21 protein-coding genes are annotated in these 25,641 nt (G+C 69.0%); 10 read left to right on the forward strand and 11 right to left on the reverse strand.

The window, feature by feature from the left end:
- Window positions 1–102: 102 nt before the first annotated feature.
- Both E3T49_RS06445 and E3T49_RS06450 read left to right on the forward strand, forming a co-directional pair.
- Window positions 103–711 carry a sigma-70 family RNA polymerase sigma factor gene (locus E3T49_RS06445; protein ID WP_241972695.1) on the forward strand — a complete coding sequence of 203 codons (609 nt, stop codon included), beginning with the start codon at window positions 103–105 and terminating at the stop codon, window positions 709–711.
- Window positions 708–950, forward strand: coding sequence for a zf-HC2 domain-containing protein (locus E3T49_RS06450; RefSeq protein ID WP_134424136.1), 243 nt, complete (start codon window positions 708–710; stop codon window positions 948–950). The genes E3T49_RS06445 and E3T49_RS06450 overlap by 4 nt, the downstream gene beginning before the upstream one ends.
- Here the strand turns inward: E3T49_RS06450 and E3T49_RS06455 are convergent.
- Both E3T49_RS06455 and E3T49_RS06460 read right to left on the reverse strand, forming a co-directional pair.
- Window positions 947–1,756 (reverse strand): VOC family protein, encoded by an 810-nt coding sequence (locus E3T49_RS06455; RefSeq protein WP_134424137.1) that lies wholly within the window; start codon window positions 1,754–1,756, stop codon window positions 947–949. The genes E3T49_RS06450 and E3T49_RS06455 overlap by 4 nt on opposite strands.
- A gap of 154 nt (window positions 1,757–1,910) precedes the next feature.
- A complete protein-coding gene (locus E3T49_RS06460) occupies window positions 1,911–5,717 on the reverse strand; it encodes a multifunctional oxoglutarate decarboxylase/oxoglutarate dehydrogenase thiamine pyrophosphate-binding subunit/dihydrolipoyllysine-residue succinyltransferase subunit (RefSeq protein WP_174722389.1) in 3,807 nt (1,268 codons plus the stop codon).
- 131 nt (window positions 5,718–5,848) lie between these two features.
- On the opposite strand from E3T49_RS06460, the gene guaB1 reads away from it, so the two are divergent.
- From guaB1 to E3T49_RS06475, 3 genes are all read left to right on the forward strand, one after another.
- Entirely contained in the window at window positions 5,849–7,288 is a 1,440-nt protein-coding gene (gene guaB1, locus E3T49_RS06465) for a GMP reductase (protein WP_134424139.1), read from the forward strand.
- Window positions 7,289–7,461: 173 nt separating this feature from the next.
- Window positions 7,462–8,790 carry a hemolysin family protein gene (locus tag E3T49_RS06470; RefSeq protein WP_134424140.1) on the forward strand — a complete coding sequence of 443 codons (1,329 nt, stop codon included), beginning with the start codon at window positions 7,462–7,464 and terminating at the stop codon, window positions 8,788–8,790.
- Window positions 8,783–9,844, forward strand: a complete 1,062-nt coding sequence (locus tag E3T49_RS06475) for a hemolysin family protein (RefSeq protein ID WP_134424141.1) — start codon at window positions 8,783–8,785, stop codon at window positions 9,842–9,844. The genes E3T49_RS06470 and E3T49_RS06475 overlap by 8 nt, the downstream gene beginning before the upstream one ends.
- An 18-nt stretch (window positions 9,845–9,862) precedes the next feature.
- Here the strand turns inward: E3T49_RS06475 and E3T49_RS06480 are convergent, their stop codons facing one another.
- Window positions 9,863–10,954: an NADH:flavin oxidoreductase/NADH oxidase gene (locus tag E3T49_RS06480; RefSeq protein WP_277613091.1), complete on the reverse strand. Its 1,092-nt coding sequence runs from the start codon at window positions 10,952–10,954 to the stop codon at window positions 9,863–9,865.
- 74 nt (window positions 10,955–11,028) lie between these two features.
- On the opposite strand from E3T49_RS06480, the gene E3T49_RS06485 reads away from it, so the two are divergent.
- The 4 genes from E3T49_RS06485 to E3T49_RS06500 are packed head-to-tail and all read left to right on the forward strand — an operon-like array spanning window position 11,029 to window position 14,828.
- Entirely contained in the window at window positions 11,029–11,889 is an 861-nt protein-coding gene (locus tag E3T49_RS06485) for an ADP-dependent NAD(P)H-hydrate dehydratase (protein WP_134424143.1), read from the forward strand.
- A gap of 48 nt (window positions 11,890–11,937) precedes the next feature.
- Window positions 11,938–13,206: a glycosyltransferase family 87 protein gene (locus E3T49_RS06490; RefSeq protein WP_134424144.1), complete on the forward strand. Its 1,269-nt coding sequence runs from the start codon at window positions 11,938–11,940 to the stop codon at window positions 13,204–13,206.
- A 2-nt stretch (window positions 13,207–13,208) separates the two neighbouring features.
- Window positions 13,209–13,541: a thiamine-binding protein gene (locus E3T49_RS06495; RefSeq protein ID WP_134424145.1), complete on the forward strand. Its 333-nt coding sequence runs from the start codon at window positions 13,209–13,211 to the stop codon at window positions 13,539–13,541.
- A 9-nt stretch (window positions 13,542–13,550) separates the two neighbouring features.
- On the forward strand, window positions 13,551–14,828 hold the full coding sequence (locus tag E3T49_RS06500) for an MFS transporter (protein ID WP_134424146.1): 1,278 nt from the start codon (window positions 13,551–13,553) through the stop codon (window positions 14,826–14,828).
- 18 nt (window positions 14,829–14,846) lie between these two features.
- Here the strand turns inward: E3T49_RS06500 and E3T49_RS06505 are convergent, their stop codons facing one another.
- The 7 genes from E3T49_RS06505 to E3T49_RS06535 form a co-directional block, all read right to left on the reverse strand.
- Window positions 14,847–15,533 (reverse strand): response regulator, encoded by a 687-nt coding sequence (locus E3T49_RS06505; RefSeq protein ID WP_277613090.1) that lies wholly within the window; start codon window positions 15,531–15,533, stop codon window positions 14,847–14,849.
- Window positions 15,534–15,592: 59 nt separating this feature from the next.
- Complete coding sequence (locus E3T49_RS06510) at window positions 15,593–16,939, reverse strand: hypothetical protein (protein ID WP_134424148.1); 1,347 nt, start codon at window positions 16,937–16,939, stop codon at window positions 15,593–15,595.
- Window positions 16,936–18,105, reverse strand: a complete 1,170-nt coding sequence (locus tag E3T49_RS06515) for a sensor histidine kinase (protein WP_134424149.1) — start codon at window positions 18,103–18,105, stop codon at window positions 16,936–16,938. The genes E3T49_RS06510 and E3T49_RS06515 overlap by 4 nt, the downstream gene beginning before the upstream one ends.
- A 64-nt stretch (window positions 18,106–18,169) precedes the next feature.
- A complete protein-coding gene (locus E3T49_RS06520) occupies window positions 18,170–19,630 on the reverse strand; it encodes a DUF4389 domain-containing protein (protein ID WP_134424150.1) in 1,461 nt (486 codons plus the stop codon).
- A gap of 59 nt (window positions 19,631–19,689) precedes the next feature.
- The gene (gene metX / locus E3T49_RS06525; protein WP_134424151.1) at window positions 19,690–20,916 is read right to left on the reverse strand and encodes a homoserine O-acetyltransferase MetX; all 1,227 of its coding nucleotides are present in this window, start codon (window positions 20,914–20,916) and stop codon (window positions 19,690–19,692) included.
- Between the two features lie 125 nt (window positions 20,917–21,041).
- Window positions 21,042–22,373 carry a bifunctional o-acetylhomoserine/o-acetylserine sulfhydrylase gene (locus E3T49_RS06530; RefSeq protein ID WP_134424152.1) on the reverse strand — a complete coding sequence of 444 codons (1,332 nt, stop codon included), beginning with the start codon at window positions 22,371–22,373 and terminating at the stop codon, window positions 21,042–21,044.
- Window positions 22,374–22,490: 117 nt separating this feature from the next.
- Window positions 22,491–23,678: an acyltransferase family protein gene (locus tag E3T49_RS06535; protein ID WP_134424153.1), complete on the reverse strand. Its 1,188-nt coding sequence runs from the start codon at window positions 23,676–23,678 to the stop codon at window positions 22,491–22,493.
- Between the two features lie 29 nt (window positions 23,679–23,707).
- On the opposite strand from E3T49_RS06535, the gene E3T49_RS06540 reads away from it, so the two are divergent.
- Entirely contained in the window at window positions 23,708–24,487 is a 780-nt protein-coding gene (locus tag E3T49_RS06540; protein ID WP_134424154.1) for an SDR family oxidoreductase, read from the forward strand.
- Window positions 24,488–24,505: 18 nt separating this feature from the next.
- Here E3T49_RS06540 and E3T49_RS06545 read toward each other — a convergent pair whose 3' ends face one another.
- On the reverse strand, window positions 24,506–25,561 hold the full coding sequence (locus tag E3T49_RS06545) for a 2,3-butanediol dehydrogenase (protein WP_134424155.1): 1,056 nt from the start codon (window positions 25,559–25,561) through the stop codon (window positions 24,506–24,508).
- Between the last annotated feature and the right edge of the window lie 80 nt (window positions 25,562–25,641).

The raw sequence follows: 25,641 nt of genomic DNA on the forward strand, positions 1-25,641 counted from the left end.
AGAATAGTCGGTGATCGAAGAGAGAGGGAGGCCCGGGTGACGATGTCCATGGTGCTCGAGCGACCCGAGGCCGCCCAGCGCGACGGCTTAGGATTGTCGGTGATGACAACCGATGCGATTGAAATGCGAGACCTGTTCGAAGAGCAGGCACTGCCCTTTATCGACCAGCTGTACGCCGCGGCTATGCGCATGACGCGCAATCCCTCCGACGCCCAGGACCTGGTCCAGGAGACGTTCGTTAAGGCGTTCGCTGCCTTCAAACAGTTCGAACAGGGCACCAATCTGAAGGCCTGGCTGTACCGCATCCTGACCAACACCTTCATCAACACCTACCGCAAGAAGCAGCGTGAGCCGTTCCAGGGCACCATCGACGACCTCGAGGACTGGCAGCTCGGCGGCGCGGAATCCCGCACCGCCATGTCGAACCGGTCGGCCGAGGCCGAGGCTATCGATCACCTGCCCGACAGCGCCGTGAAGAACGCGTTGCAGTCGATCCCCGAGGACTTCCGGCTGGCTGTCTACTTCGCCGACGTCGAGGGGTTCTCCTACCAGGAGATCGCCGAAATCATGAAAACACCCATTGGTACCGTAATGAGCCGCCTGCATCGTGGCCGGCGTCTCCTGCGCGACCTGTTGGCCGGCTACGCCCAGGAGCGCGGCATGGGAACAGCGGCAGCGGACCAGACTCATACCAGGAGCACACCAGCATGACCGACTGTGGATGCGAGAAGGCCAAGGCCGAACTCGAGGAATACCTGCACAACGAACTCTGCGGCGAGGACGCTGCCGACATTCAGGAGCACCTCGCGAACTGCAGCGACTGCAACAACGAGCACCTGGTCGGGCGCACCCTGACCGAGGCTGTGCAGCGCGCCTGCCGCGAAATGGCGCCCGAAGACCTGCGCGACCAGGTGTTGCTGAAACTGCGCACCATCCAGTCCGGGCACTAACCGATCGGCAGGTCGGCGTCCGGCTCCGCGTCGTTCGGCTCGTCGACCGAGCCGAGCACGAACAGCGCCCCGGTCGGGTCGGTGACCAGCGAGAAGGTGCCGAACTCCGCCGTCCACGGCTCACGGATGACCGTGCCCCCGAGTTGCGTCACGGTCGCGGCGGCCGCGTGCACATCGGGTACCCCGACGTAGAGCTGCCAGTGGGAGGGAACACTGTCCGGTAGGTGGCCCGCCGCGTCGAAGACGCCCGCCACCATGTCGTCCCCCTCTCCGATCGTGCTGTAGCGGAAGTCGTCCGTGTCGCTCAGCACGGCCGGCGTCCACCCGAACACCCGGGTATAGAAATCCAGGGCGGCAGAGTAGTCGCGGGTGTTCAGCTCGTGCCAGACCGGTGTGCCGACTTCGCCGAAGGCACCGAAACCGGTGAACTCGTCGGCCTGCCACACGCCGAAGGGCGCACCCGTCGGATCCATCAGGATGGCCATTCGTCCCATGGTCCCCACCTGCATCGGTTCGGCCAGCACCTGCGCGGCCGCTGCGCGGGCGGTGGCGACGGTGGCGTCGGCATCCGTCACCGCCAGGTAGGTCGTCCATGCATCGGGCAGGGTGGAACCCGGCTCCTGGGCGCCCATGCCGGCGACGTCCACGTCACCCTTCTGGAAGGTGACATAGTTGCCGTACTCCGAACCGGAATCGCTGGCCGTCCAGCCGAACAGCCGCGTGTAGAACTCGCGGGCACGGGGCAGGTCGGAGGTCATCAGGTCGGCCCAGCAGGGTTCGCCCATTCGGTTCGCGGGGATGGGCATGATGGGGCTCCTTGTCTGTGGGCAGTGGTGCCAGCGTAGAGCCTGATGCCGACGTCGACAATGACCCGAGCAGGACTCGGCTCAGGACAGACGCGGAACGGGCCGCACCCGGAGGTGCGGCCCGTCTGCCGTGCGGTTGTGTCGTAGAGACCGTCTACAGGGTGAGGGCCTGACGCAGCAGCTCGGCTTGCTCGGCGGCGTGCCGCTTCGCCGACCCGGCCGCCGGAGACGCCGACGCCGCGCGGGAGAAGAGGCGCACCGGGCGCGGGCCCAGCTTGTTCGTCTCCAGGTAGAAGAACGGCCAGGCACCCTGGTTCTCCGGCTCATCCTGCACCCAGGCGAGTTCGGCGTCGGGGTACTGGTCGGCGACGTGCTTGAGCTCGGCGGCAGGCAGCGGGTAGAACTGCTCCATCCGTACCAGCGCGATCTCCGGGTTGGGGTTCTTGTCGAGTTCGGCGAGCAGGTCGTAGTAGAGCTTGCCGGCCATGAACAGCACCCGCTTGACCCGTGACTTGTCGGTGATCCGGGCGTCGTCGATGACCGTTTCGAACCGGCCGGAGGTGAAATCGGCGACCGGGCTGGTCGCCCCGCGCAGGCGCAGCATCGACTTCGGCGTGAACACGATCAGCGGACGACGGGGGCGCATGTACGCCTGGCGGCGCAGCAGGTGGAAGTACGAGGCCGGCGTCGACGGGCGCGCGACGGTCATGTTGTCCTCCGCGCACAGCTGCAGATAGCGCTCGATGCGGGCCGACGAGTGGTCGGGGCCCTGGCCCTCATACCCGTGCGGCAACAGCAGCACGACGGATGACCGCTGGCCCCACTTCTGCTCGGCCGAGGAAACGAACTCGTCGATGACCGTCTGGGCGCCGTTGGCGAAGTCACCGAACTGGGCCTCCCACAGCACGAGGGCGTCGGCGCGTTCCACCGAATAGCCGTACTCGAAGCCCATGGCGGCGTATTCGCTGAGCAGCGAGTCATAGATCCAGAACCGGGCCTGGTCCTCGCTGAGGTTGGCCAGCGGCAACCACTCCTGACCGTTGACCCGGTCGTGGAGCACCGCGTGGCGTTGCACGAACGTGCCGCGGCGGGCATCCTGGCCCGCGAAGCGCACCGGGGTGCGCTCGACCAGGAGGGAGCCGAGGGCGAGAAGCTCACCGAAGCTCCAGTCGATGTTGCCGTTGCGGCTCATGTCGTGGCGCTTCTGCATGAGCTGCTGCAGCTTGTTGTGCACCGTGAAGCCCGCGGGCTTGTTCATGAAGGCGTCGCCGATCAGGTGCACGACGGCCTCGGGCACCCCGGTGGTCGCCGGTTCGCCGACCTGGTCGTCGTGGCGGCCGGCTCCGTTGTTGCCGGCGCCGAGGCCCTGCGGTGTGGCGCCGACGATCGGGATCGAGGAGGACTGCGCCGCGTGCGTCTCCATGAACGCGCGCTCGAGGCGGTCCTGGAAGTCGGCGTGGGATGCCTCGTATTCCTCCTGGGTGATGTCGCCACGACCGACGAGAGCTTCCGTGTACAGCTTCCGGACGGACCGCTTGGCCTCGATCAGGTTGTACATCAGCGGCTGGGTCATCGAGGGGTCGTCGCCCTCGTTGTGTCCGCGCCGGCGGTAGCAGACGAGGTCGATGACGACGTCCCGCTTGAATTCCTGGCGGTACGCGAAGGCGAGTTCGGCCACCCGCACCACGGCTTCGGGGTCGTCCCCGTTGACGTGGAAGATGGGGGCCTGGATGGTCTTGGCGACATCCGTCGAGTACACCGAGGTGCGGCCGTCGCCGGGCAACGTGGTGAAGCCGACCTGGTTGTTCACGACCAGGTGGATGGTGCCGCCGGTGCGGAAACCGCGCAACTGGGACATCTGCAGCGTCTCCAGGACGATGCCCTGGCCCGCCATCGCGGCATCGCCGTGCACGAGGACCGGGAGCGTGGAGAAGGTGCCGATCGGCTTGCGATCCTGCTTGGCGCGCACGATGCCCTCGAGGACGCCGTCCACCGCCTCGAGGTGCGAGGGGTTCGCGGCCAGGTAGACCGGCATCTCCGTGCCGTCGGTGGCCCGGAAGGTGCCCTCCGTGCCGAGGTGGTACTTGACGTCGCCCGAACCCTGCACCGTGCGGGGATCCTGCGTGCCCTCGAACTCGCGGAAGATCTGGCCGTAGGTCTTGCCGGCGATGTTGGTGAGCACGTTCAGACGGCCGCGGTGGGCCATGCCGATGCAGACCTCGTCGAGGCCGGCATCCGCTGCACCCTGCAGGATGGAATCGAGCAGGGCGATGGTGGACTCGCCACCCTCTAGGCTGAACCGCTTCTGGCCCACGTACTTCGTCTGCAGGAAGGTCTCGAAGGCCTCGGCCTCGTTGAGCTTGCCGAGGATGCGCATCTGCTCGTCATGCGTGGGCTTGACGTAGCTCTTCTCCATCTTCTCCTGCATCCACTTGCGCTGGGCAGGGTCCTGGATGTGCATGTACTCGATGCCCGTGGTGCGGCAGTAGGAGTCGCGGAGCACGCCGAGGATGTCGCGGAGCAGCATCAGACGCTTGTCGCCGAAGCCGCCGGTCACGAACTGGCGGTCCAGGTCCCAGAAGGTCAAGCCGTGGTTGGAGATGTCGAGGTCGGGGTGCGTGCGCTGTGTGTACTCCAGCGGGTCGATGTCGGCCATCAGATGGCCGCGCACGCGGTAGGCGTTGATCAGTTCCTGCACCCGGGCGGTCTTGTCGACCGCGCTGGCCAGGTCGACGCTGATGTCGGGAGCCCAGTGGATCGGGTCATACGGGATGCGCAGGGCCGAGAAGATGTCCTCGTAGAAGTTGTGCTGGCCGATCAACAGCTCATGCACGATCTTCAGGAACTCGCCCGAGCCCGCTCCCTGGATGACCCGGTGGTCGTAGGTGCTGGTGAGCGTGATGGTCTTGGAGATGGCCAGGCCGGTGAGGGTCTTGACGCTGGAACCCTGGAACTCGGCCGGGTAGTCGAGCGCGCCGGCGCCGATGATGCAGCCCTGGCCCTTCATCAGGCGCGGCACCGAGTGCACCGTGCCGATGCCGCCGGGGTTGGTCAGCGAGACCGTGGCCCCGGAGAAGTCATCCGCGCTCAGCTTGCCCTTGCGGGCCCGGGTGACGAGGTCCTCGTAGGAGGAGAGGTACTCGCCGAAGGTCATGGTGTCCGCGCGCTTGATGGCCGGGACCATGAGGGAGCGGGTGCCGTCGGGCTTGGGCAGGTCGATGGCGATGCCGAGGCCGACGTGGGCAGGGGCGATGACCGAGGGCTTGCCGTCGATCTCGTTGTAGTACACGTTCTGGCTGGGGAACATCTTCAGCGCCTGGATCAGAGCCCAGCCGATCAGGTGCGTGAACGAAACCTTGCCGCCGCGTGAGCGCTTCATGTGGTTGTTCATCACGATTCGGTTGTCGATGAGCAGCTTCGCCGGGATGGTGCGCACGCTGGTGGCCGTGGGGACCGTCAGGCTGGTCGCCATGTTCGCCGCGAGGCTCTTGGACATGCCGCGGAGCGGGGTGACGACGTCGACCTCGGCGTCAGCGGCGGCCGACTGCTGCGACGCGATGGGCATGTCGGCCGGCACGGGGACCGGCTTGGGGGCGCTGGAGGTCGTGCGCGCGGTGCGCTGCCCGTTGACCACGGGGATGGGCGACGTGATCGGGGCCGGTTCAGCGGGTGCTGCGAGGGCCTCGGCGCTGGAGGCCGGGGTGCCCGCCGGCGCGCTCACTGCGGGAGCCTGGCTCGCGGGCGCTGCGCCTGCGGAGGCCTCGTCCGCGGGAGCGCCGGAACCGCCGCTACGTCCGTTCGCGGTCTGGTGGTAGCTCTCCAGGACGGGCCACCAGGACTCGTCCACCAGCTTCTTGTCGACGAGGTACCGTTCGTACAGTTCGTCGACGAGCCACTCATTCGCTCCGAATTCACCCGACGTGGTTTCGTCGGATCCACTACCGGTCAACTGGCTTGACACAGCCGGTTCCCACTCTCTACGTTGATTTTGAATGTCCCGGGCATTCTGGATACCCGATGCGGTCTGCCCATCCAGCCTAATCCCATCGGGCGTGGCAGCGGGCATCCGCGCGGGGCGCTAGCGTTATTTGCATGCAGTTCTATGGAGCGGTTCCCAGCCACGATCTCACGTATTCCGACGTTTTCCTCGTGCCCAGCCAATCAGAAGTCAGCAGCCGCCTCGCTGTCTCCCTCGCCCCGGGTGACGGCAGCGGGGCCACGATTCCGATCGTGTCGGCCAACATGAACTCGGTGACCGGTCCGCGGCTGGCGGCCGCTCTGGCCCGTCGCGGAGGGCTCGGCGTGCTGCCGCAGGACATGCACCTGCAGGACCTCGACGCCGCGATCCGCTGGGTCAAGGCCCAGTCGACCCGCTTCGACACCCCGTTCAACTTCGCCCCGGGGGACACCGTGGCGCTCGCGCTGCGGCAGGTGCCGCCCGTGGCCGGACAGGGTCTGGTCATCACCGACCCGAACGGCGACTACCTGGGCGCCATCGACGCGTCCCGGCTCGCGACCGCGCTGCCCGACGCGCTCCTCGGGGACCTCCTGCACGGCGCCATGACCTCCCTCGACGCCGACGACATCGAGGGCCCGCGCCGCGCGTTCGACGTGATGACGGAGGCTGAGCTCGACTTCGCCACCGTGCAGCACCACGGCCGGGTGATCGGCACCCTCAGCCGCAAGAGTGCGCTGCGCTCAACCCTCTACCAGCCGGCCCTCGACGCGCAGGGCCGTCTGCGCGTGGCTGCCGCGGTCGGCATCAACGGCGACATCGCGGCCAAGGCCACGGCGCTGGTCGCCGCGGGGGTCGACGTGCTCGTGATCGACACCGCGCACGGTCACCAGGGCGGTATGACGCGGGCGATCAAGATCGTCGCGGACCTGGGGCTCGGCATTCCGATTGTGGCGGGCAACGTCGTGACCGCGGATGCCGTGGGCGACCTCGTGGGCGCAGGCGCCTCCATTGTGAAGGTCGGTGTCGGCCCCGGCGCCATGTGCACGACGCGCATGATGACGGCCGTGGGCCGACCCCAATTCTCCGCCGTGCTCGAGACCGCGGCAGCAGCCCGGGAGCTCGGAGCGCACGTGTGGGCCGACGGCGGAGTGCGCTACCCGCGCGACGTGGCGCTCGCGCTGGCCGCCGGCGCGGCATCCGTGATGATCGGGTCGTGGTTCGCCGGCACGATCGAGGCTCCCGGACTGCTCGACCGGGACGCGTCGGGCGGCATCTACAAGGAGAGCTGGGGGATGGCCTCGACCAAGGCCGTGCGCCAGCGGTTCGACCGCCTCGACGCCTACGAACTGGCCCGCAAGACGCTCTTCGCCGAAGGGATCTCCAGTTCGAAGATCTACCTCGATCCGCTGCGGCCGTCGGTCGAGGACCTGCTCGACATGATCACCTCCGGGGTGCGCAGCTCCTTCACCTATGCCGGTGCGACCTCGGTCGCGGAATTCCACACCCGGGCGCTGGTCGGCATCCAATCGGCGGCCGGCTACGAGGAGGGCAAGGCGCTGCCCGTCTCCTGGTAGCGGGGAGCGAACGCCGGCGGGGCTCCGGCCGCGCGCACGGTCGGTGCCGGGCGGTAGACTTGGCGAAATAATGGACGACCCCCCTTCTGCCTTTTCGCCCGACCCTGCCTTCCGCCACCCGCATGGTTCGTCGCCGGTGACCGCCGCCTCTTCATCGGCCGGTGACAGCATCCATGTATGAGTGGATTCTGCTGACCGTGGGGCTGCTGCTCACGGTGGGCACGGGCCTCTTCGTCGCCAGCGAGTTCGCCCTGGTCAATCTGGACCGTTCCGAGCTCGAGGCGCGTCGCGACCGCGGGGAGACCCGCCTCGGCCTGACCATCGCCGCGCTCCGGATCACCTCGACGCACCTTTCCAGCGCCCAGCTCGGCATCACCCTCACCACCCTGCTCACCGGCTACACCATGGAGCCGGCGCTGACGGGCCTGCTCTCACCGCCGCTGACCGCCCTGGGGCTGTCCCCGGCGGTAGTTCCTCTTGTGGCGGTCACAATCGCGGTCGTCGTCGCCACCCTGGCGTCGATGATCATCGGCGAGTTGGTGCCGAAGAACTTCGCCCTCGCGCTGCCGGTGCAGACCGCGAAGATGGTCATCCCGTTCCAGACCCTCTTCACGACCGTGTTCAAGCCCGCCGTGGTCGTGCTCAACGGCAGCGCCAACGGGGTGCTCCGGTCGATCGGGATCGAACCGAAGGAGGAACTCTCCGGCGCGCGCACCGCCGAGGAACTGTCCTCCCTCGTTCGCCGCTCGGCCAGCGCCGGGTTGCTGGAGAAGGACACCGCGACGCTGCTGCACCGCACGCTGCTCTTCTCCGGGCACACGGCGTCGGATGTGATGACACCGCGCCCGCGGGTGGCCAGCATCCAGCGCACCGATTCCGCCCAGGCCGTCATCGAGCTCACTCGCCAGACCGGCTATTCCCGTTTCCCCGTCGTCGACGAGGGCGTCGACGACATCGTCGGCATCGTGCACGTGAAGCAGGCCGTGGCCGTTCCCCGGCGACGGCGGGCGGATGTCCCGGTGTCGGCACTCCAGTCGGAGGCCATCCGCGTTCCCGAGACCATGAAACTCGACGGACTGCTGACCGAGCTGCGCGGCCGCGGCTACCAGATGGCGATCGTGGTCGACGAGTACGGGGGCACGGCCGGCGTGGCCACCCTGGAAGACCTGGTCGAGGAACTCGTCGGCGAGGTGGCCGACGAGCACGACCGGGCCCGGGCCGGCGTGGTGCTGTCGACCGATTCGCTGACCTTCCCCGGCATGCTCCGCCCGGACGAATTGCTGGAACGCGCCGGCGTCGCCATCCCGGAAGACGGCCCGTACGAGACCGTGGCCGGGTTCGTGATGAGCCAGCTGGGCCGCCTGCCCGTGGTCGGCGACACCGTGCAACTGCCCGCCGGTCTGCTGGCCGTGGAACGGCTCGACGGCCGTCGGATCGACCGGCTGCGATTCACGCCCGTGGTCGAACCCGCAGAGGAGACCGAGGTGAACCACAATGAGTGACTGGGCAGGGCTGGTCTGGCTCGTCGTCCTCCTCGCAGCCAACGCCTTTTTCGTCGCGGCGGAATTCGCGGTCATCTCCGCGCGCCGTTCGCAGATCGAACCGCTCGCCGAGGCCGGCAAGAAGCGTGCCGTCACGGCTCTCTGGGCGATGGAACACGCCACCCTGATGCTGGCGACCACCCAGTTGGGCATCACGGTCTGCTCGCTGCTCATCCTGAACGTCTCCGAACCGGCGATCCACCACCTCCTCGAGATCCCGCTGGGCCTCACCCCGCTGCCGGTCGAGGCCATCGGTGCCATCGCGTTCGTCATCACACTGCTGCTGGTCTCCTACCTGCACGTCGTGTTCGGCGAGATGGTGCCGAAGAACCTGTCGTTCTCCATCCCGGACCGTGCCGTGCTCGTGCTCGCCCCGCCGCTCGTGTTCTTCGGGCGCCTGGTCAAGCCCGTGATCGTGGTGCTGAACGCCACGGCCAACCTGGTGCTGCGGATGTTCGGGGTGGCACCCAAGCAGGAGGCCACCAGCACCTACACGCTGGACGAGGTGGCGACCATCGTCACCCAGTCGACGCGGGAGGGCGTGCTGCGCGACGGCACCGGGGCGCTCAGCGCCACGTTCGAATTCACCACCCGCAAGGTGCGGGACGTGGCGGTCAACCTGGCCGGCCTGATCAGCCTGCCCGAGGCGGCGACGCCCGCCGACGTGGAGAAGGCGGTCACCAAGCACGGCTTCTCCCGGTACGTGATGGTCAACGAGTCCGGCGAACCGACCGGATACGTGCATCTCAAGGACGTCATCGACCTCGACGGCGATGCGGCAACCTCGGCCGGGCAGGGCAGCTACGCGGAACCGATCCCGGGCAAGCGCATCCGTCAACTGGTGTCGATCTTCGAAGACACCGACCTCGAGGACGCCCTGGCCACCATGCGCCGCTCCGGGGCGCATCTCGCCCGGTCGTTCACCGCAACCGGTGAAACGGTGGGGGTGCTGTTCCTGGAGGACATCATCGAAGAACTCGTCGGCGAAGTGCAGGACGCGACACGGCGCTTGTAGCGCACGCTGGGTCGCCGGTCAGGCCTCCGGCCACATGGCGCGCAGGTACTGCGGTGGCCAGTAGTCCACGCTGACGCCCAGCTCGTGGGCGGCCCGCAACGGAAAGTGCGGGTCGCGCAGGAGTTCGCGGCCCAGCATGATCGCGTCGGCCTGGCCGGTCGCCACGATCTGCTCGGCCTGCAGCGCGGTGGTGATCAGCCCGACCGCGCTGACCGGGACATCCGCCGCCGCTTTCAGGTGCCGGGCCAGTGGCACCTGGTAGCCGGGCCCGAGCGGGATGCGCGCCCCGGTCACGTTGCCGCCGGAGGACACGTCGAAGAAGTCCGCGCCGGCGTCCCGGGCCCAGCCGGCAACCTCGGCCGTCTCCTCCTCGGTCCAGCCGCCCGGGGTGTGGTCGGTGGCGGAGAACCGCACGAACAGGGCACGGTCCGCGCCGATGGCCGCGCGCACGGCGGCCACGACCTGCAGCAGCAGACGCGCCCGGTTCGGCAGCGTGCCGCCGAACTCGTCGGTGCGCCGGTTGCTCAGCGGCGACAGGAACTGATGCAGCAGATAGCCGTGGGCGGCGTGCAGTTCCACGACGTCGAACCCGGCCGCCACCGCCCGCAGCGCCGCAGCCGCGAAGGCGGCGACGATGCCCTGGATGCCCGCGGCGTCGAGGGCGACGGGCGGTGCGTACCCGGGGAACGGCACGGCCGACGCCGAGACGGTGGGCCAGCCGCCGTCCTGCGTCGCCATCGTGCCGTGCCGGTCGGAACCCCAGGCCGGCCAGACGGATGCCTTGCGGCCGGCATGGGAGAGCTGGATGCCGGCCGTGGCACCCTGCGCATGCAGGAAGGCCACGATGGGAGTCCAGGCAGCGGTTTGAGCATCGTTCCAGAGGCCGGTGTCAGCATTGGAGATGCGTCCCTCCGGGCTGACCGCGGTGGCCTCCGCCACGATCAGGCCCGCGCCGCCGGCGGCCAGCGCGCCGAGATGGACGAGGTGCCAGATGCGGGGGACGCCGTCTTTCTCACCCACAGCGTACTGGCACATCGGGGCGGCCCAGAGGCGGTTGCGCATGGTGACACCGCGCAGGGTGAACGGTTCGAACAGGGCGGCAACGGCCACGGATTTCCCCCAGGAGTCAGTGGGCAGGCCGCTGAGGCCGGCCCGAGGCACGCAAAACAACCTATCGTGAGTGCATGGACGAACCGCACGCATGGCTGGAATGGGACTCCGCTCGGGCACGGGACTGGATCGCGGTTCCCCGGGCCGGCGATGACAAATACAGTCGCGGAGTTCTGGGGGTGCGCACCGGCTCGGACGAATACCCCGGGGCCGCCGTACTCGGCGTCGAGGCGGCCGCCCGCGCCGGTGTCGGGATGGTGCGCTACCTCGGCCCGAGACGTGCCTCCGATCTGGTGCTGCAGCGCCGGCCCGAGGCCGTCACCGCATCCGGGCAGGTGCAGGCCTGGCTCCTCGGCTCGGGTCAGGACGCGGCCTCCCGCGACCGGGTGACGGAGGCTGCGCTGCTCGGCGCCCTGGCCGAGGGGCTGCCCACGGTCTGCGACGCCGGGGCCCTCGACCTGGTCGGCCGGGCGGCCGGTCCCGTCGTGATCACCCCGCACTACCGCGAGCTCGCGCGCCTGCTCACCCGGCTGCTCTCGCCGCAAGGCGAATCGGTGGCCGGCTCGGAGGTCGCCGCAGCCCCGGGGGAGTGGGCGGTGCGTGCAGCGACCGGCCTCGGCGTCACGGTGCTGCTCAAGGGCAGCGTCACCCGGATCGCGTCGCCGGACGGCACCCGGTTGACGGTGTCGCAGGGGCCGGCCTGGCTGGCCACGGCCGGGTCAGGGGACGTGCTCGGCGGTATCCTCGGCGCCCTGCTGGCCACGCACGCCCGGGCGATCCACGCGGATGCCGCGGCCCTGCCGAGCCTGGCGGCGACAGCAGCCCTGGTGCACGCGCAGGCTGCCACCCGGGCATCGGCCGGCGGCCCGATCGCGGCGCTGGACATCGCCGAGGCCGTGCCGGCCACGATCGCGGCCCTGCTCGCGGGTCGCTGAGCCGGAACGGGGCCGACGGGCGGGACCGGGCCGCCCCCGCGGGTCCGGATGGGTGTGGGACAGTGGAGCGTGCTCGCATCCGCTGTTGAACCGTTCGGCGCCCGCCCTGGCCTGAGGGCGCTGCGGGCACCGCGCGTGCTGCTCTGGATCGGCTTCGCCCTCGTGCACGGCGTGCTGGTCTGGCTGTGTTTCGCCTCCACCGGCTGGCCGCTGGGCGATGTGGAGGGCGTCTACCTCGGCTGGGCGGCCGGCGCGGCAGCCGGCGCAGACGTCGTCGGGATCACCACGGGCTTCGTCTATCCCCTCCTCGCGCTGCTGCCGATCCTCACGGCGCTCGCTTTCGGCCCGGGCCTCTACTCCGTCACCTGGCTCGGCCTGGTCACCCTGCTGAACGCGGGGGCCTTCGCCCTCCTGCTCGAGCGCGGCCGCAGCCGGCGTGCCCTGCTCGCGGCCGCCTGGTGGCTGGTCTTCCTGCTGATGCTCGGTCCCGTCGCCCTTGCCCGCATCGACGCGGTCACGGTGCCGCTGGCGATCGTCGCCCTGCTGCTCATGCGCACCCGGCCGGTGTGGGCAACGGTGCTGCTGACCCTGGCCACCTGGGTCAAAATCTGGCCGGTCGCCCTGATCGGTGCGTTGTTCGTCGTGTCGAGACGCCGCTGGCGGGTGGCGGTCGCCGCGGCGGTGACCAGCCTGGGCATCCTGATCGCGGCGCTCGCACTCGGCAGCGGCCTGAACGTGTTCAGCTTCGTGAGCGAGCAGACCAACCGCGGCATCCAGATCGAGTCCCCGGTGGCCGCCGGCTGGATGTGGCAGGCCGCCCTCCGGGTTCCGGGCACGTACATCTACTACGACCAGCAGATCCTCACCTTCCAGGTCATCGGCCCCGGCACGAACGCCGCCATCGCGGCGATGACCCCACTGCTCCTGCTCGGCGTGGCGGCCGTGCTGGCGCTCGCCGGGTTCCGGATCCGGTCAGGCGCCGACCCGGTGAGCCTCTTCCCGCCGCTGGTGCTGGCGCTCGTCCTCACCCTGATCGTCGTCAACAAGGTCGGTTCGCCGCAGTTCACCGCCTGGCTGGCCGCACCCGTCATCCTCGGGCTGCTGGTGCACGGCCGCGCCTGGCGGTTCCCGGCCGTGCTCGTGCTCGTGATCGCGGGACTGACCCAGCTGGTCTACCCGCACCTCTACGACTTGCTGCTGGTGGCCGACCCGGCCATGGTTCTGGTGTTGACCGTGCGCAACGCGCTCGAGGTCGTGCTGCTCGGCTGGGCCGTGTGGCAGATCCAGTCCCCTCCCACCCTCGATCAGAAGGAGTAACCATGCTGGTTGCATTCTCCGTCGCCCCGTCCGGTTCCCACGATGACGACGGCTCCGTGCACGACGCCGTGGCCGCAGCCGTGCGCATCGTGCGCGCCTCCGGCCTGCCCAATCACACCGACTCGATGTTCACCACGATCGAGGGCGACTGGGATGAGGTGTTCGCGGTGATCAAGGCCGCCACCGACGCGGTGGGTGCGTGGGGGCCACGGGTGTCCCTGGTGCTCAAAGCGGATATCCGCGCCGGTCGTACGGGCGAGCTCACGGGCAAGGTCGAGCGTCTGGAAACGGCGCTGGCCGAGGCCGCGCCGTCGGGAGCCACAGCGGCCCCATAGGCTGGAAGCATGCCTGCTTCCTCCGACGGGCCGGCGACACTGTCGCCGGCCCGCATCCGCTTTGCCCTGCTCGCCCTGGCCCTCGGCGGTTTCGGCATCGGATCCACCGAATTCGTGGCCATGGGCCTGCTGCCCAACCTCGCCCAGGACCTGCTGCCCGGGCTCTACGCCACGGCACCGGATGCCGCGAACGCCCAGGCAGGCTGGCTCATCTCCGCGTACGCCCTCGGCGTCGTCGTCGGGGCCCCGACCATCGCCGCCGCGGCCGCCCGCTGGCCGCGCAAGCAGCTGCTGCTCGCTCTCCTGGCCGCGTTCACGCTGAGCACCATCGCGTCGGCCCTGCTACCCGCGTTCGGTCTGGTGCTGGTGGCCCGGTTCGTGGCCGCCCTGCCGCACGGAGCCTACTTCGGCATCGCGTCCCTCGTCGCCGCGGACCTGATGGGCCCCGGGAAGCGAGCCCGCGGGGTGGCCCTCGTGCTCAGCGGCCTGACCATCGCCAACGTCATCGGCGTGCCCCTGATCACCTGGCTCGGCCAGACCACCGGCTGGCGCGTGTCCTACCTCGTCGTCGCCGCCATCTTCGCCGCCACGTTCGTGGCCGTGGCCACCCTGGTTCCCCTGCAGGACGGCAACCCGCACGCCACCATGCGCAGCGAGTTGCGGGCCTTCGGCCGGCTGCAGGTCTGGTTCGCCCTGATGATCGGGGCGATCGGGTTCGGCGGGCTCTTCGCCGTGTACACCTACGTGGCCCCGCTGGTGATGGAGGTCACCGGCCTCGGGGCCGGCGCGGTGCCGCTCGTGCTGGTCGTGATCGGCGTGGGCATGACCATCGGCAACCTGGCCGGGGGCGCACTGGCCGACTGGAGTGTGCGCCGCACCATGTACCTGTTCTTCGGCGTGATGCTGCTGGCCCTGACCGGCCTGGCGCTGTCGGCGCAGTCCGTGCCCGGCCTCCTGATCGGCGTGTTCCTCGTGGGGGCCGCGGCGTCGGGACTCTCACCGGCCATCCAGACCCGGTTGATGGACGTCTCGCACGACAGCCAGTCGATCGCCGCTGCCCTCAACCACTCGGCCCTGAACGTCGGCAATGCCCTCGGCGCGTTCCTCGGCGGCGTCGTCGTCGCGGCCGGATACGGCTATGTCGCCCCGGTCTGGATCGGCCTCGGCCTGAGCATCATCGGATTGCTGCTCACGGTGGGCACGTTCCGGCTCGACCGCACCCTTCGTCGCAGCGGCCTGGTGCTGCCCTACGGCACCGATGTGATCCAGGTCATGGACGCGGCGTAGCCGTGTCCACGCCGCGGATCAGTCGGTCTGGAGCAGGATGCCGTCGTGGATGGCCCGCTTGCGCAGCGCCACCTTGGTGCCCACGTCGAAGCCCGCCAGGCGGTACTTCTCGCGGATCCGCTTGAGGTAGGACTTCGCGGTCTCCTCGGAGATGCCGAGCTGGTGGGCGACAGCCTTGACCGGCTCGCCCGCACCGTAGAGGGCCATCACGCGGCGCTCCTGCGCGCTGAGCCGCGGCGAGCCACCGTCGGCGCCGTTGTTGAGCGCCTCGTCCAGTTCGGCGGAAATGAAGGACTCGCCGCTGTAGGCGGCGCGGATCGCCTCGACGATCATGGTTGCCTCTTCGCTCTTGACCAGGTAGCCGAGCGCACCGGCGGCCAGGGCTTCGCGCACGAGCCCGGCCTCGGAGTACGTGCTCATCAGCACGGTCTTCACGCCTGCGGTCTTGAGGGTGGAGATCTTCAGGGACACCGGGATGTTGTCCTTGAGGTCGAGGTCCAGCAGCACGACGTCGACGGGGAACTCGGGGTGCGTGAGCAGCTCCGGCCACGTGGTGACGGCGGCGACCATGGTGATGTCGTCGGCGGCCCCACGGATCCACTCGGTGAGCGCCCCCAGCAGCATGCGGTGGTCATCGACCAGGGCCAGCCGGATGGGGTTGGTCTTGCTCGGAGCCTCGGTGGTCACCGTTGTTGTATTCGTCACTTCTGTCTCCTCATGCCTTTGCCCCCGAATGAGAAGCTCGACGCCATTGTGTTCAGACCCTAAGCATCCGCAGGATTGTCGATACTGCATTCGATTTCCACGTGGAGGCTGCCGTCCCGGCTGGAATCGACGTGTGGGCCGACTCTTCGGATAGCTTCCCACGTCTCGGGGTCCACTCGCCGCCGTGGCACACCCGTCGTGGTCAATTCGATTGGAAATCGTAACTTCTGACGCGCGGTGACACCGTGTGTGGGCCTGATCGGTCCGAGCGACAGCGAAACGGATGCCTCAGAGCGGGTTGTGTCGCTGATCAACAGCCAGATCGTGCGCAGCAGTGCATCACGCTGGGCCGGGTCGAGCATGCCGGCCAGCCCCGACGGGTCGGTGAGATTGACCGACGGTGCCAGGAATTCGGACTCCGTGATGGCGTGGTACAGCCAGGTCTCGCGGCGTCCCCGGATCAGGTGCAGTCGCAGCTGAGTGGCGAGGGAGGCTGCCGTCGTGGATTTCTCGATGCTGAGCGGCAGCGCCGTCCGGCCCTTCGCGACGTCGTCGAGCAGGGTCTCCGCGTCGAGGTCGATCCGGGCGAGATCTTCGGAGGCCAGCATGCCCACCGCGAACTGGGGCTGGGAGATCGTGCTCTGCACCAGCACCAGGTCGAGTTCGCGCTGGGCCATCCGCCGGAACGCCCGCACGGTGGCCACACCGAGCAACGGCGGCAGAACGGCAAGGCTGAGGGTCAGCAGGACCGGTGCGAGGGTGAGCGGATCGGTGCGTTCCTCGGTCAGCGCGCCGATGACGAGGAGCAGGGCGAGGATCAGGGCGGCCGTGACGAGGTCCCGGCCGCGCCGCACGGTGGCGAGGGAGATGAGCAGGGTGCCGACGGCTGCGGCCGCGGTGGGGTGCACATCGGAACCGGGCTCGCCCCAGGACCCGATCAGGTCCAGAACCACGACAGCCGCGCCGGAGGCGAGCGCCGCGGCGTAGAGCCAATCCGGCATCCGCGCCGCCAGCCGTTGAACCGTGATGAGGGACAGGATCGTGACCGTCATCAGCAGGATCCAGGCGATCAGGCTGGGCATCGGTGTGGGGTAGTCGAACCACTGCACGGCGAACTGGCCGAACAGGAAGAGGGCGATGAAGCCGCCGCTGAAGGACAGGCCGATGCCGAGGTGCCGGCCGCCGAGGCTGCTCTGGTTCGCCCGGGCGGTCTGCTCCGTGCGCTCGGGACGGCGGAAACTACGGCGCCGCTCCCGGCGCTCCCGTTTGTCGAGCGGCCCGGTATGACCGGCGCGGTCCCGTCGCCCGGGCCGGCGGGCCTGGTCGAGGCGGCGCTGGTCGCGGCGGGGGATGTCGCCCGGGATGCTGTCGCCGGGGCGGGTGTCCACGATCCCGGGTCGGCTCATTTGGGTACCTCCAGCACGACTGTGGTTCCCGAGCCCGGGGAGGAGAACAGGCGGGCGTTGCCGCCGACGTCCCGCAGCCGGGCCACCACGGATTCGGCGAAACCGAGGCGTTCGGCGCTGACGCCACTGAGGTCGAAGCCGACCCCCGCGTCGGTGACCATGGCGCGCACGGTCGTGTCGTCATCCGTGATCGTCACGTCGGCGCGAGCGACGCCGGCGTGACGCCGCACGTTCTCGAGGCACTCGCCGAGGGCGAGAAGGAAGGAGTCGAGCACATCGCTGGGCAGGAGGACTTGCCCGCTGCCGTGCCAGTCCACCTCGAGGCCCATCCGGCCGAACCGCTGCTTGACCGATTCGAGGGTGCTGCCGAGGGTGGACTCGGTGGCCGGCTCGAGCGTGTACACCCCGGACCGGCGGGGTGTGGGCAGGCCGCCGAGGCGCAGTTGCCGCAGCAGCCGGGCGTCGTCGCCGGACTGGTCCCGCAGCGCGGCCGGGCTGACGCCGACACCGGAATGCGCGAGAAGGGTGAGGGTGGCCAGCACGGTGTCGTGCAGCAGGCGGGCGTCCTGGCGCCGCTGCGCCTCGAGTTCGCTGGCATGGCGCTCGGCCAGATGCGCCCGGCCGATCTCGTCGATGCGCTGCATGACGCGGGGAACGCTCTGGGCCAGCCACCAGGCGATCACGGCGATGGCGGTCCAGCAGCTGAGGGTGAGCAGGAGCGGCACGACGGCGGTCTCGGCGGCGCGGGTGCCAGCGAGAACGCTCGCCACGGTCGCGCAGAACGCGGCGAGCAGCAGCAGCATGCGCGGCCCGTTGACCACGAGCACAAGGGCGACGCAGCTGAGCGCACCGGCTGCCACGGCGCCGATCACGGCCTCCTCGACGAGGTTCAGTCCCGCGGCGCGCTGGGCAGACAGCCCGACGAGCAGGATGAGGGCGTTGCCGGAGATCAGGATCAGAGTGACCCAGCGCATCCGCCCGGTCCGTCCCAGCAGATACTGGCCGACGACCAGCAGCAGCAGGAGCGGCAGGGACCCGAGCAGGACACTCACGCTCAGGCCGCCGGGGACGAGCATCACGAGCAGCACGGCGGATGAACCGGCGAGCCCGCCCAGTCGAGCGGCTTTGCGCAGCAGGCGGTCACGTTCCTTGTAGATACGTTGCATGCCGGCTGAGTCGCCCCTCGTTGTGCTCCTTATTGAACCTTACCGGCCCGGTACCGGTTCCCCGCTAGTCCGCCGCGGCGGGGGGCGTGACCGGGTCAGCGGCGGCGGCCGGAGCCGCGGGAGGGGCCGGAGCAGAGGCGGGGACGGGAACCAGCGCGTCGGCGCCGCCCTGATCCAGCCGGAACGGCGGGTACTCGTCGCGGAACAGCGCCGTGTAGACGGTGACCCGGAAGATCCAACGGTTGATGCCGAGGATCACATCGAACAGAGCCGGTCGATACCGTCCGGTGAAGAGCAGGATGACGGCCGCGATCAGCACGAGCACCCCGATCAGGGAGGGGGTGTTGCCGGTGACCCAGTCGCCCCCGTCGACCAGCCAGGTCGACGCGGTGCCGGTGAAGGCGGCGACGACCAGCAGGTGCGGGATCGCGAGCAGCCAGGACTTGACCAGAACGAGTCCGTGCGAGAGGCGCTCCGGATACTCGATCTCCAGGTCCGCCGGATAGGCCGGGTCCGAAGCCAGGCTGAACGGGGGATACCGATCGGTGCCGAGCGCCGAATAGGCGTAGAAGGACACCCGCCAGCTCCAGCGCAGAACGCCGACATTGAACTGGAAGAGGGACACCGGATACCGGCCGGTGAACAGGATGGCGAACCCCGCAACGATCGTGGTCACGACGAACCCGAACCAGAAGAAGAAGAGCACCACCACGTGGGGGAAAATCAGGATCCACTTGAACAGCCACAGCCAGCGGGAGATCCCGACGTCGAGAGTGCCGTGGAGGCGCGCGGGATAGCGTGACTCGGCCGCGTCCGCCGGGTAGCCGGGGGCCGGCCCCGGCCCGGCCGCCGAGCGGGCCGAGGGCGGGCCGCCGCGGCCCAGGCCGATCGCGCCGAACACGGTGAGCAGCAGTCCGAGGAGCAGGAGAACGAGTCCGATCAGCAGCAACCCGACGGCCAGCGGGCCGAGAAACCCGAAGCGCACCCCGGCCTGCAGCGCGACGGTGACGCCGGGGCTCGCATCCGCGTTCATCACGACGACCGACCAGCTGCCGCCGGCCAGGTCCCAGTCGATCTCCTGCGTACCGGGGCCCTGCGCGGCCGTGGCCCAGAACGTCTGTTCGCCGGGATCCTGGGGCGTTGCGGTGCCCGGGATCTCCCGGTAGACCGCGCGGAAGGGGGTGACGTTCACGCTCCGCAGCTCGGTGTGGTTGACCCCGGCCAGGTACCGGTCCACGTCGGCCTGCCGCGCGATACCGATGAAGACGTCGTCTCCCGCGGTGGAAGCGGCCCGCAGCCGGAGGGTACCCAGGTTCACCGGGACCTCCGCGACCTCGATCGCACTCATTCGCGGCGAGGTGAGCGCGAACGATTGAACGGAGAACGAGCGCGCCGGGCTGATCAGGTAGCCGTCGTCACCGCGGGCGGTGACCACGGCGGCGGTTCCGCCGGCCAGGGCCAGCGAGAACCCGAGCAGGGAGAGGATCGTGCCGAAGATGAGCATGAGGATGAATCCGGGTTTCATGGCAGATCCTCTCGGCCTGGTGAGACTGACTGTCAAAATCGTCCCCAACCGGGACCGTGTCAACCCCGAGGGAGGGCAGCGGGCTGGGCCAGGACCCGACTGAGCTGGGAACCGATCGCCGCGTTCTCGATCAGGAAACCGTCATGGCCGAAGCCCGAGTGCAGCACCACCGCATCCGTGCCGTCGAGATTGGCCCGCAGGTGCGCGGCGATGCGCTGCTGGCCCTCGACCGGGAACAGCCGGTCGCTGTCGATACCCACGACCACACTGACCGCCTCGATCCGCGCCAGGGCGGAGGCGACCCCGCCGCGGCCGCGGCCGATGTCGTGCGAATTCATCGCCTCGACCAGCACGATGTAGCTGTTGGCGTCGAATCTCCGGGTGAACTTGTTGCCGTGGAAGTCGAGGTAGGACTCGACGGCGAACCGGCCGCCGGCGCCCAGGGGGCTGATCTCGCTCTGCCAGCCGCGTTCGAAGCGCAGGTTGAGTTCCTCCGGGCTGCGGTAGTTGAGCAGCGCCATCCGCCGCGCCAGGGCGAGTCCCCGGGTCGGGCCGTCGCCGTCCGCGGCGTCGTAGTAGTCCCCGGCGTTGAAGAGGGGATCGCACCGGATGGCTTCGATCTGCACCGAGTTCAGCGCGATCTGGTCGGCGGTCGTGACCGGCGGTGCGGCGAGGATCGCCAGACGGGCCACCCTCGACGGATGTTCGACCGCCCACTCGAGCGCGTGCATCCCGCCCATCGAACCGCCGACGACGGCGGCCCAGCGGTCGATTCCGAGCCGGTCTGTGAACGCGACCTGGGCGGCGACCTGGTCGCGGATGGTCAGATAGGGGAAACGGATGCCCCATTCCGAGCCGTCGGGAGCGAGGGAGGCGGGACCGGTGCTGCCCTGGCAGCCGCCGATCATGTTCGGAGCAACCACGAACCAGCGGTCGGTGTCGATGGCCAGTCCCGGTCCGACGATGCCGCTCCACCAACCCGCGGTCGCGTGGCCGCGGCCGGCCGGACCGGCCAGGTGGCTGTCGCCGGTGAGGGCGTGCAGCACGAGGACGGCGTTGTCGCCGTTGGGGGAGAGCTCACCCCAGGTCTCATAGGCGATGCGCACGGAACCCAGGCTGCCGCCGGCTTCGAAGTGCAGGGGGCCCACATCCTGGAACCGGCGGTTGCCGACCGGGTCGCCGTCACGCCACGCGCCGGTCGCCGGGGGCTTGCCGAGCAGCGACCGCGCCTGGGCTTCGGTCACGAAACTCGACGGGACGGTGTCTGCCGAATATTGCCAGTCCATAGGCCCCCTATTCTGCCGGGTGAACAGCCCTTCCGGCACTTTGTTACGCGCCGCGCCCGGCGCTCCCACACCGCCGCCCGGCCTCCGGCGAATGGATGCGGGGGCCGGGCGAACTGCTGCGGTGTCTAGGCGTTGGCGCGGGATGCGTGCACGACCGCGCGCGCGGCAGCAAGGCCGGTCTCGAGGTCGGCCTTCAGGTCGGTCACGTTCTCGATGCCGACGGACAGCCGCACCAGGCCCGGGGTCACGCCGGCGGTGAGCTGCTGTTCCGGGGTGAGCTGAGCGTGCGTGGTGGAGGCCGGGTGGATGACGAGTGAGCGCACGTCGCCGATGTTGGCCAGGTGGCTGAACAGGGCGAGGTTGTCGACCAGCGCGCGGCCGGCATCCACCCCGCCCTTCAACTCGAACGACAGCACGGCTCCGACGCCCTTGGGCGCGTACGTGTTGGCGGCGGCGTACCAGGGGCTCGACGGGAGCCCGGCGTAGTTGACGGAGGCGATGTCGGGGTGGTTCTCGAGCCATTCGGCGATGTCCTGGGCGTTCTGCACGTGGCGTTCGATGCGCAGGCTGAGCGTCTCGATGCCCTGGATGAGCTGCCAGGCGCTCGCCGGGGCGATCGCGGAACCGAGGTCGCGCAACAGCTGCACGCGCGCCTTGATGATGTAGGCGATGCCGTCCCCGACCGCGCCCGTGTAGCTGACACCGTGGTACGAGGGGTCCGGCAGGGTCAGGCCGGGGAACTTCTCCACGTTCTTGGACCATTCGAACGTGCCACCGTCGACGATGACACCGCCGATGACGGCGCCGTGGCCGCCGAGGAACTTCGTGGCCGAGTGGATGACGATGTCCGCGCCGTGCTCGAACGGGCGGATCAGGTAGGGGGTGGCGATGGTGCTGTCGACGATGAGGGGAACCCCGCCGGCGTGGGCCACATCGGCCACGAGGCGGATGTCGAGCACGTTGATCTTGGGGTTGCCGATGGTCTCGGCGAAGAAGAGCTTGGTGTTGGGGCGCAGCGCCCGGCGCCACTCCTCGGGGTCATCCTGGTTCTCGACGAAGGTCGTCTCGATGCCCAGCTTGGCCAGGGTGTACTTGAACAGGTTGTAGGTTCCGCCGTAGATCGAGCTGGACGACACGATGTGGTCGCCGGCCTGGGCGATGTTCAGCACGGCGAACGTGGAGGCAGCCTGGCCCGAGGCCAGGAGCAGGGCGGCGGTGCCGCCTTCGAGCGCGGCGACGCGCTCTTCGACGACGGCCTGGGTCGGGTTCTGGATGCGGGTGTAGATGTTGCCGAATTCGGCCAGCGCGAACAGGTTCTGGGCGTGCTGGGCGTTGTTGAAGACGTAGGACGTGGTCTGGTAGATCGGGGTGGCCCGGGCGTTCGTGGTCGGGTCGGGCTGGGCGCCGGAGTGCACCTGCTTGGTTTCGAACTTCCAGTCGGCAGCGTTGTCGCTCATGAGGTCGTCTCCCTGATTATCCTCGACGAGCGTGGACCCTCCAGCGCTCTGACTGTGAGTTTAGGTAGCGTCGTGTTGGCGCTGCAACGGTTCTGCAACACAGCGTCACGAAACGAATCAGCGCGACTCCGTGGGCGGGCCGGGCGGCCGGGCAGGGGGCGCGGGCTGCCCGGAGGGTGATTCGGCGGGCGTCTCGGCGGGCGCTTCCAGGTGCGGCAGCACGATCGTGCCGGTGTCGGTCCGCGCCTTCCTGCGGAAGAGCCAGCGTGCGCGCGGTTCGACCAGCGGGTGGAAGACCTTGCGCACGATCCGCTGTGAGAGCACGACCGAGATCAGCACGCTGAACAGGATCATCGCCGGCAGCACCCAGCCCGGCTGCGGGCCGCCCAGCACCCCGGTCTCCCGCAGCGGGAACAGCACGAAGGCGTGCAGCAGGTAGATGTACATGGTGGCGGCGCCGTACGCCGTGAACGGGGTGCGCCGCCGAGGCATGAGCAGGAGGAACGCCATGATGAGGGCGAAGGCGAGCAGGATCAGGCCCAGACGGATGCCTCCGGCCCAGAACTGGTCGTAGCCGAACGTCGGGTAGGCCTCGTTATAGAGCAGGAACTGGCGCAATTGCGCTTCCCGTAGGGCGCCGATGTTCGCCACGATGACACCCAGCAGAGCGGTGAACAGCGTGATGGCGCCGATCCGCCAACGCCAGACCGCTGCCGCGGGGAGGTTCTGCCAGCGCGTGGTGAGCTGCCACTGGCGCAACTGCCAGCCGAAGACGAAGAACGGAAGCAGGCCGAGGGTGCGTGACAGCGCGAAGGTGGAGTCGATCGACGCGAAGTACCCGGCGCCGACCGAGATGATCACGCTGATCAGCAGCGGGTAGCGCAGCAGGACGAGGAAGGGGAGAGCCAGGCGCCAGACCAGCAGGGCGATCAGGAACCACAGCGTCCAGGACGGTGACGAGTAATCCAGGTGGAACTCGCCGCCGAGAAGCCAGCGGATCGTGGTCCAGATCGTCTCGAAGATCAGATAGGGCAGCACGATGTCGGTGACCAGGCGGTGCAACTGTCGCGTTCCGAGCGGTCCCGACCGAGCGAAGTATCCACTGACGGCGACGAAGAGGGGAACGTGGAAGGCGTAGATGAACAGGTAGAACTCGTACGCGACATCCGATTCGGAGATCAGCTTCAGGATGGCGTGCCCGACCACCACCAGAGTGATGGCGATCCAGCGGGCGTTGTCCCAGAGCGGTACCCGGCGTTTCTGCGGGTGCGGCGGATGCGGCGCCCCGGCGGTGCGTGGAGTCATCACAGCGCGGCACCGGCCAGAATGGATCCATGGGAACCCAGAGAGTCGTCGTGACCGGTGCGAGTTCGGGAATCGGAGCAGCCACGGTGCGGCTGTTCCGCCGGCGGGGCTGGGACGTGGTGGGGGTGGCCCGCCGAGCGGACCGTCTGGCGGAGCTGCACGCGGAGACCGGAGCCGAGGTCTTCACGGCAGACCTCACCCGGCAAGCCGACGTCGATGCGTTGCGCGACTACCTGGCGGCGTCCGGGCCGGTGCACGCGCTCGTCAACAACGCGGGCGGGGCGATCGGGCTGGACACGGTGGAGGACTCGCTGATCGAGGACTGGGCCTGGATGTTCGAGATCAACGTGCTCGCGGTCAAGCGGGTCACGAGCGCCGTGCTGCCTCTGCTGCGGGCGACGATCCGCGCCGAGGGCGGCTCCGCCGACATCGTCACGGTCACATCGATCGCCGGTCATGTCGCCTACCTCGGTGGTGGGGGCTACAACGCGGCGAAGTTCGCCGCGCATGCCCTGATGGAAGTGTTGCGCCTGGAATTGAACGGTGAGCCGATCCGGGTGATCGAGGTGGCCCCCGGCATGGTGCACACCGAGGAGTTCGGGCTGGTGCGGTTCAACGGTGACGCGGAGAAGGCCGCCGCGGCTTACGCCGGGGTGCCTGCTCCGCTCACCGCCGAGGATATTGCGGAAACGATCGTGTCGAGCGTGGAACGCCCCGCGCACGTCAATCTGGACCTGATCGTGATCAAGCCGGTCGCGCAGGCAGCCCCCACCCGAATCGCGCGGGGGCCGCTGGCACCGAAAGACTGACGTGGTCACGCATTCGACCTAGGGGTGCACCAGGATCTTCACCGCGGTGTCGTTGTGGTTGACGAGAGTGTCGAAGCCCTCGGTCACGAGGTCGTCCAGCGCGATCCGTCCGGTGATGAACGGCTTGAGGTCGATCTTGCCGCTCGTCACCAGCGAGATGGTCTCCTCGTGGTCGCGCACGTACGCGATGGTGCCGCGCAGGTCGATCTCCTTGAGCACGAGCTTCTGCATGTCCAGCGTGGCCGGGCGTCCCCAGATGGAGACGTTGACGAGCACGCCGGCCGGGCGCAGGGCGTCGAGCAGAGTGTCGAGCACGATGTTGACGCCCGCGCACTCGAACGCGACATCCGCGCCGACGCCGTCGGTGAGCTCGAGCACCCGGGCCTTGACGTTCTCGGTGGTCGGGTCGATGACGTAGTCAGCGGCGCCGCTCGAGAGGGACTTCGCCTTGCGGGCGGTGCTCAGCTCGGAGATGATCGTGGTCACACCGATCCCCTTGAGGATGGCGGCCGTCAGCAGTCCGATGGGCCCGGCGCCGCCGATGAGGGCGACGTCCCCGGCCTTCGCGCCACTGCGGACCACGGCGTGGTGCGCAACCGAGAGCGGCTCGATCAGTGCGGCCTCGTCGAGGGGGATGTCACCGATCGGGTGCACCCAGCGCTGGTCGACGACGACCTTCTCGCTCAGGCCGCCGCCGCCTCCGGCGAGGCCGATGAAGCCCATCTTCTCGCAGAGGTGGTAGTTGCCGGCCTTGCAGGGCGGGCACTCGTTGCAGACGAAGTAGGGCTCCACGACGACGTTGTCGCCGACCTTGAGGTCCGTGACGCCGTCACCGACCTCTTCGATGGTGCCGGAGAATTCGTGGCCCATGGTGACCGGGAGGGATTCGTGCGAGAGCGGATGCGGGTGACCGGGCTCCGAAATGAAGATCGGGCCGTCCAGGTACTCGTGCAGGTCCGTGCCGCAGATGCCGCACCAGGCGACGGCGATCTTCACCGTGCCGCTGCGAGTCTCTGGCTCCTCGATGTTTTCGATCCGGACGTCTTTGCGGCCGTGGAAACGTGCAGCTTTCATTGAGAATCTTCTCCAGTAATGCGTCGTAGGCTCGGCGCAGGCGAATGACCTGGCCCTCTAGCCCGCGGACGACACTACTC

It is taken from the genome of Cryobacterium cryoconiti (assembly GCF_004403065.1).
GTDB classification, from domain to species: Bacteria; Actinomycetota; Actinomycetes; order Actinomycetales; family Microbacteriaceae; genus Cryobacterium; species Cryobacterium cryoconiti.

What these genes read in the sequence shown, in the direction of transcription:
- E3T49_RS06445 (WP_241972695.1), top strand. Translation starts at nt 103, where the DNA reads ATGACAACCGATGCGATTGAAATGCGAGACCTGTTCGAAGAGCAGGCA.
- E3T49_RS06450 (WP_134424136.1), top strand. Translation starts at nt 708, where the DNA reads ATGACCGACTGTGGATGCGAGAAGGCCAAGGCCGAACTCGAGGAATAC.
- E3T49_RS06455 (WP_134424137.1), bottom strand. Translation starts at nt 1,756, where the DNA reads ATGCCCATCCCCGCGAACCGAATGGGCGAACCCTGCTGGGCCGACCTG.
- guaB1 (WP_134424139.1), top strand. Translation starts at nt 5,849, where the DNA reads ATGCAGTTCTATGGAGCGGTTCCCAGCCACGATCTCACGTATTCCGAC.
- E3T49_RS06470 (WP_134424140.1), top strand. Translation starts at nt 7,462, where the DNA reads ATGTATGAGTGGATTCTGCTGACCGTGGGGCTGCTGCTCACGGTGGGC.
- E3T49_RS06475 (WP_134424141.1), top strand. Translation starts at nt 8,783, where the DNA reads ATGAGTGACTGGGCAGGGCTGGTCTGGCTCGTCGTCCTCCTCGCAGCC.
- E3T49_RS06485 (WP_134424143.1), top strand. Translation starts at nt 11,029, where the DNA reads ATGGACGAACCGCACGCATGGCTGGAATGGGACTCCGCTCGGGCACGG.
- E3T49_RS06490 (WP_134424144.1), top strand. Translation starts at nt 11,938, where the DNA reads ATGGGTGTGGGACAGTGGAGCGTGCTCGCATCCGCTGTTGAACCGTTC.
- E3T49_RS06495 (WP_134424145.1), top strand. Translation starts at nt 13,209, where the DNA reads ATGCTGGTTGCATTCTCCGTCGCCCCGTCCGGTTCCCACGATGACGAC.
- E3T49_RS06500 (WP_134424146.1), top strand. Translation starts at nt 13,551, where the DNA reads ATGCCTGCTTCCTCCGACGGGCCGGCGACACTGTCGCCGGCCCGCATC.
- E3T49_RS06510 (WP_134424148.1), bottom strand. Translation starts at nt 16,939, where the DNA reads ATGAGCCGACCCGGGATCGTGGACACCCGCCCCGGCGACAGCATCCCG.
- E3T49_RS06515 (WP_134424149.1), bottom strand. Translation starts at nt 18,105, where the DNA reads ATGCAACGTATCTACAAGGAACGTGACCGCCTGCTGCGCAAAGCCGCT.
- E3T49_RS06520 (WP_134424150.1), bottom strand. Translation starts at nt 19,630, where the DNA reads ATGAAACCCGGATTCATCCTCATGCTCATCTTCGGCACGATCCTCTCC.
- metX (WP_134424151.1), bottom strand. Translation starts at nt 20,916, where the DNA reads ATGGACTGGCAATATTCGGCAGACACCGTCCCGTCGAGTTTCGTGACC.
- E3T49_RS06530 (WP_134424152.1), bottom strand. Translation starts at nt 22,373, where the DNA reads ATGAGCGACAACGCTGCCGACTGGAAGTTCGAAACCAAGCAGGTGCAC.
- E3T49_RS06535 (WP_134424153.1), bottom strand. Translation starts at nt 23,678, where the DNA reads ATGACTCCACGCACCGCCGGGGCGCCGCATCCGCCGCACCCGCAGAAA.
- E3T49_RS06540 (WP_134424154.1), top strand. Translation starts at nt 23,708, where the DNA reads ATGGGAACCCAGAGAGTCGTCGTGACCGGTGCGAGTTCGGGAATCGGA.
- E3T49_RS06545 (WP_134424155.1), bottom strand. Translation starts at nt 25,561, where the DNA reads ATGAAAGCTGCACGTTTCCACGGCCGCAAAGACGTCCGGATCGAAAAC.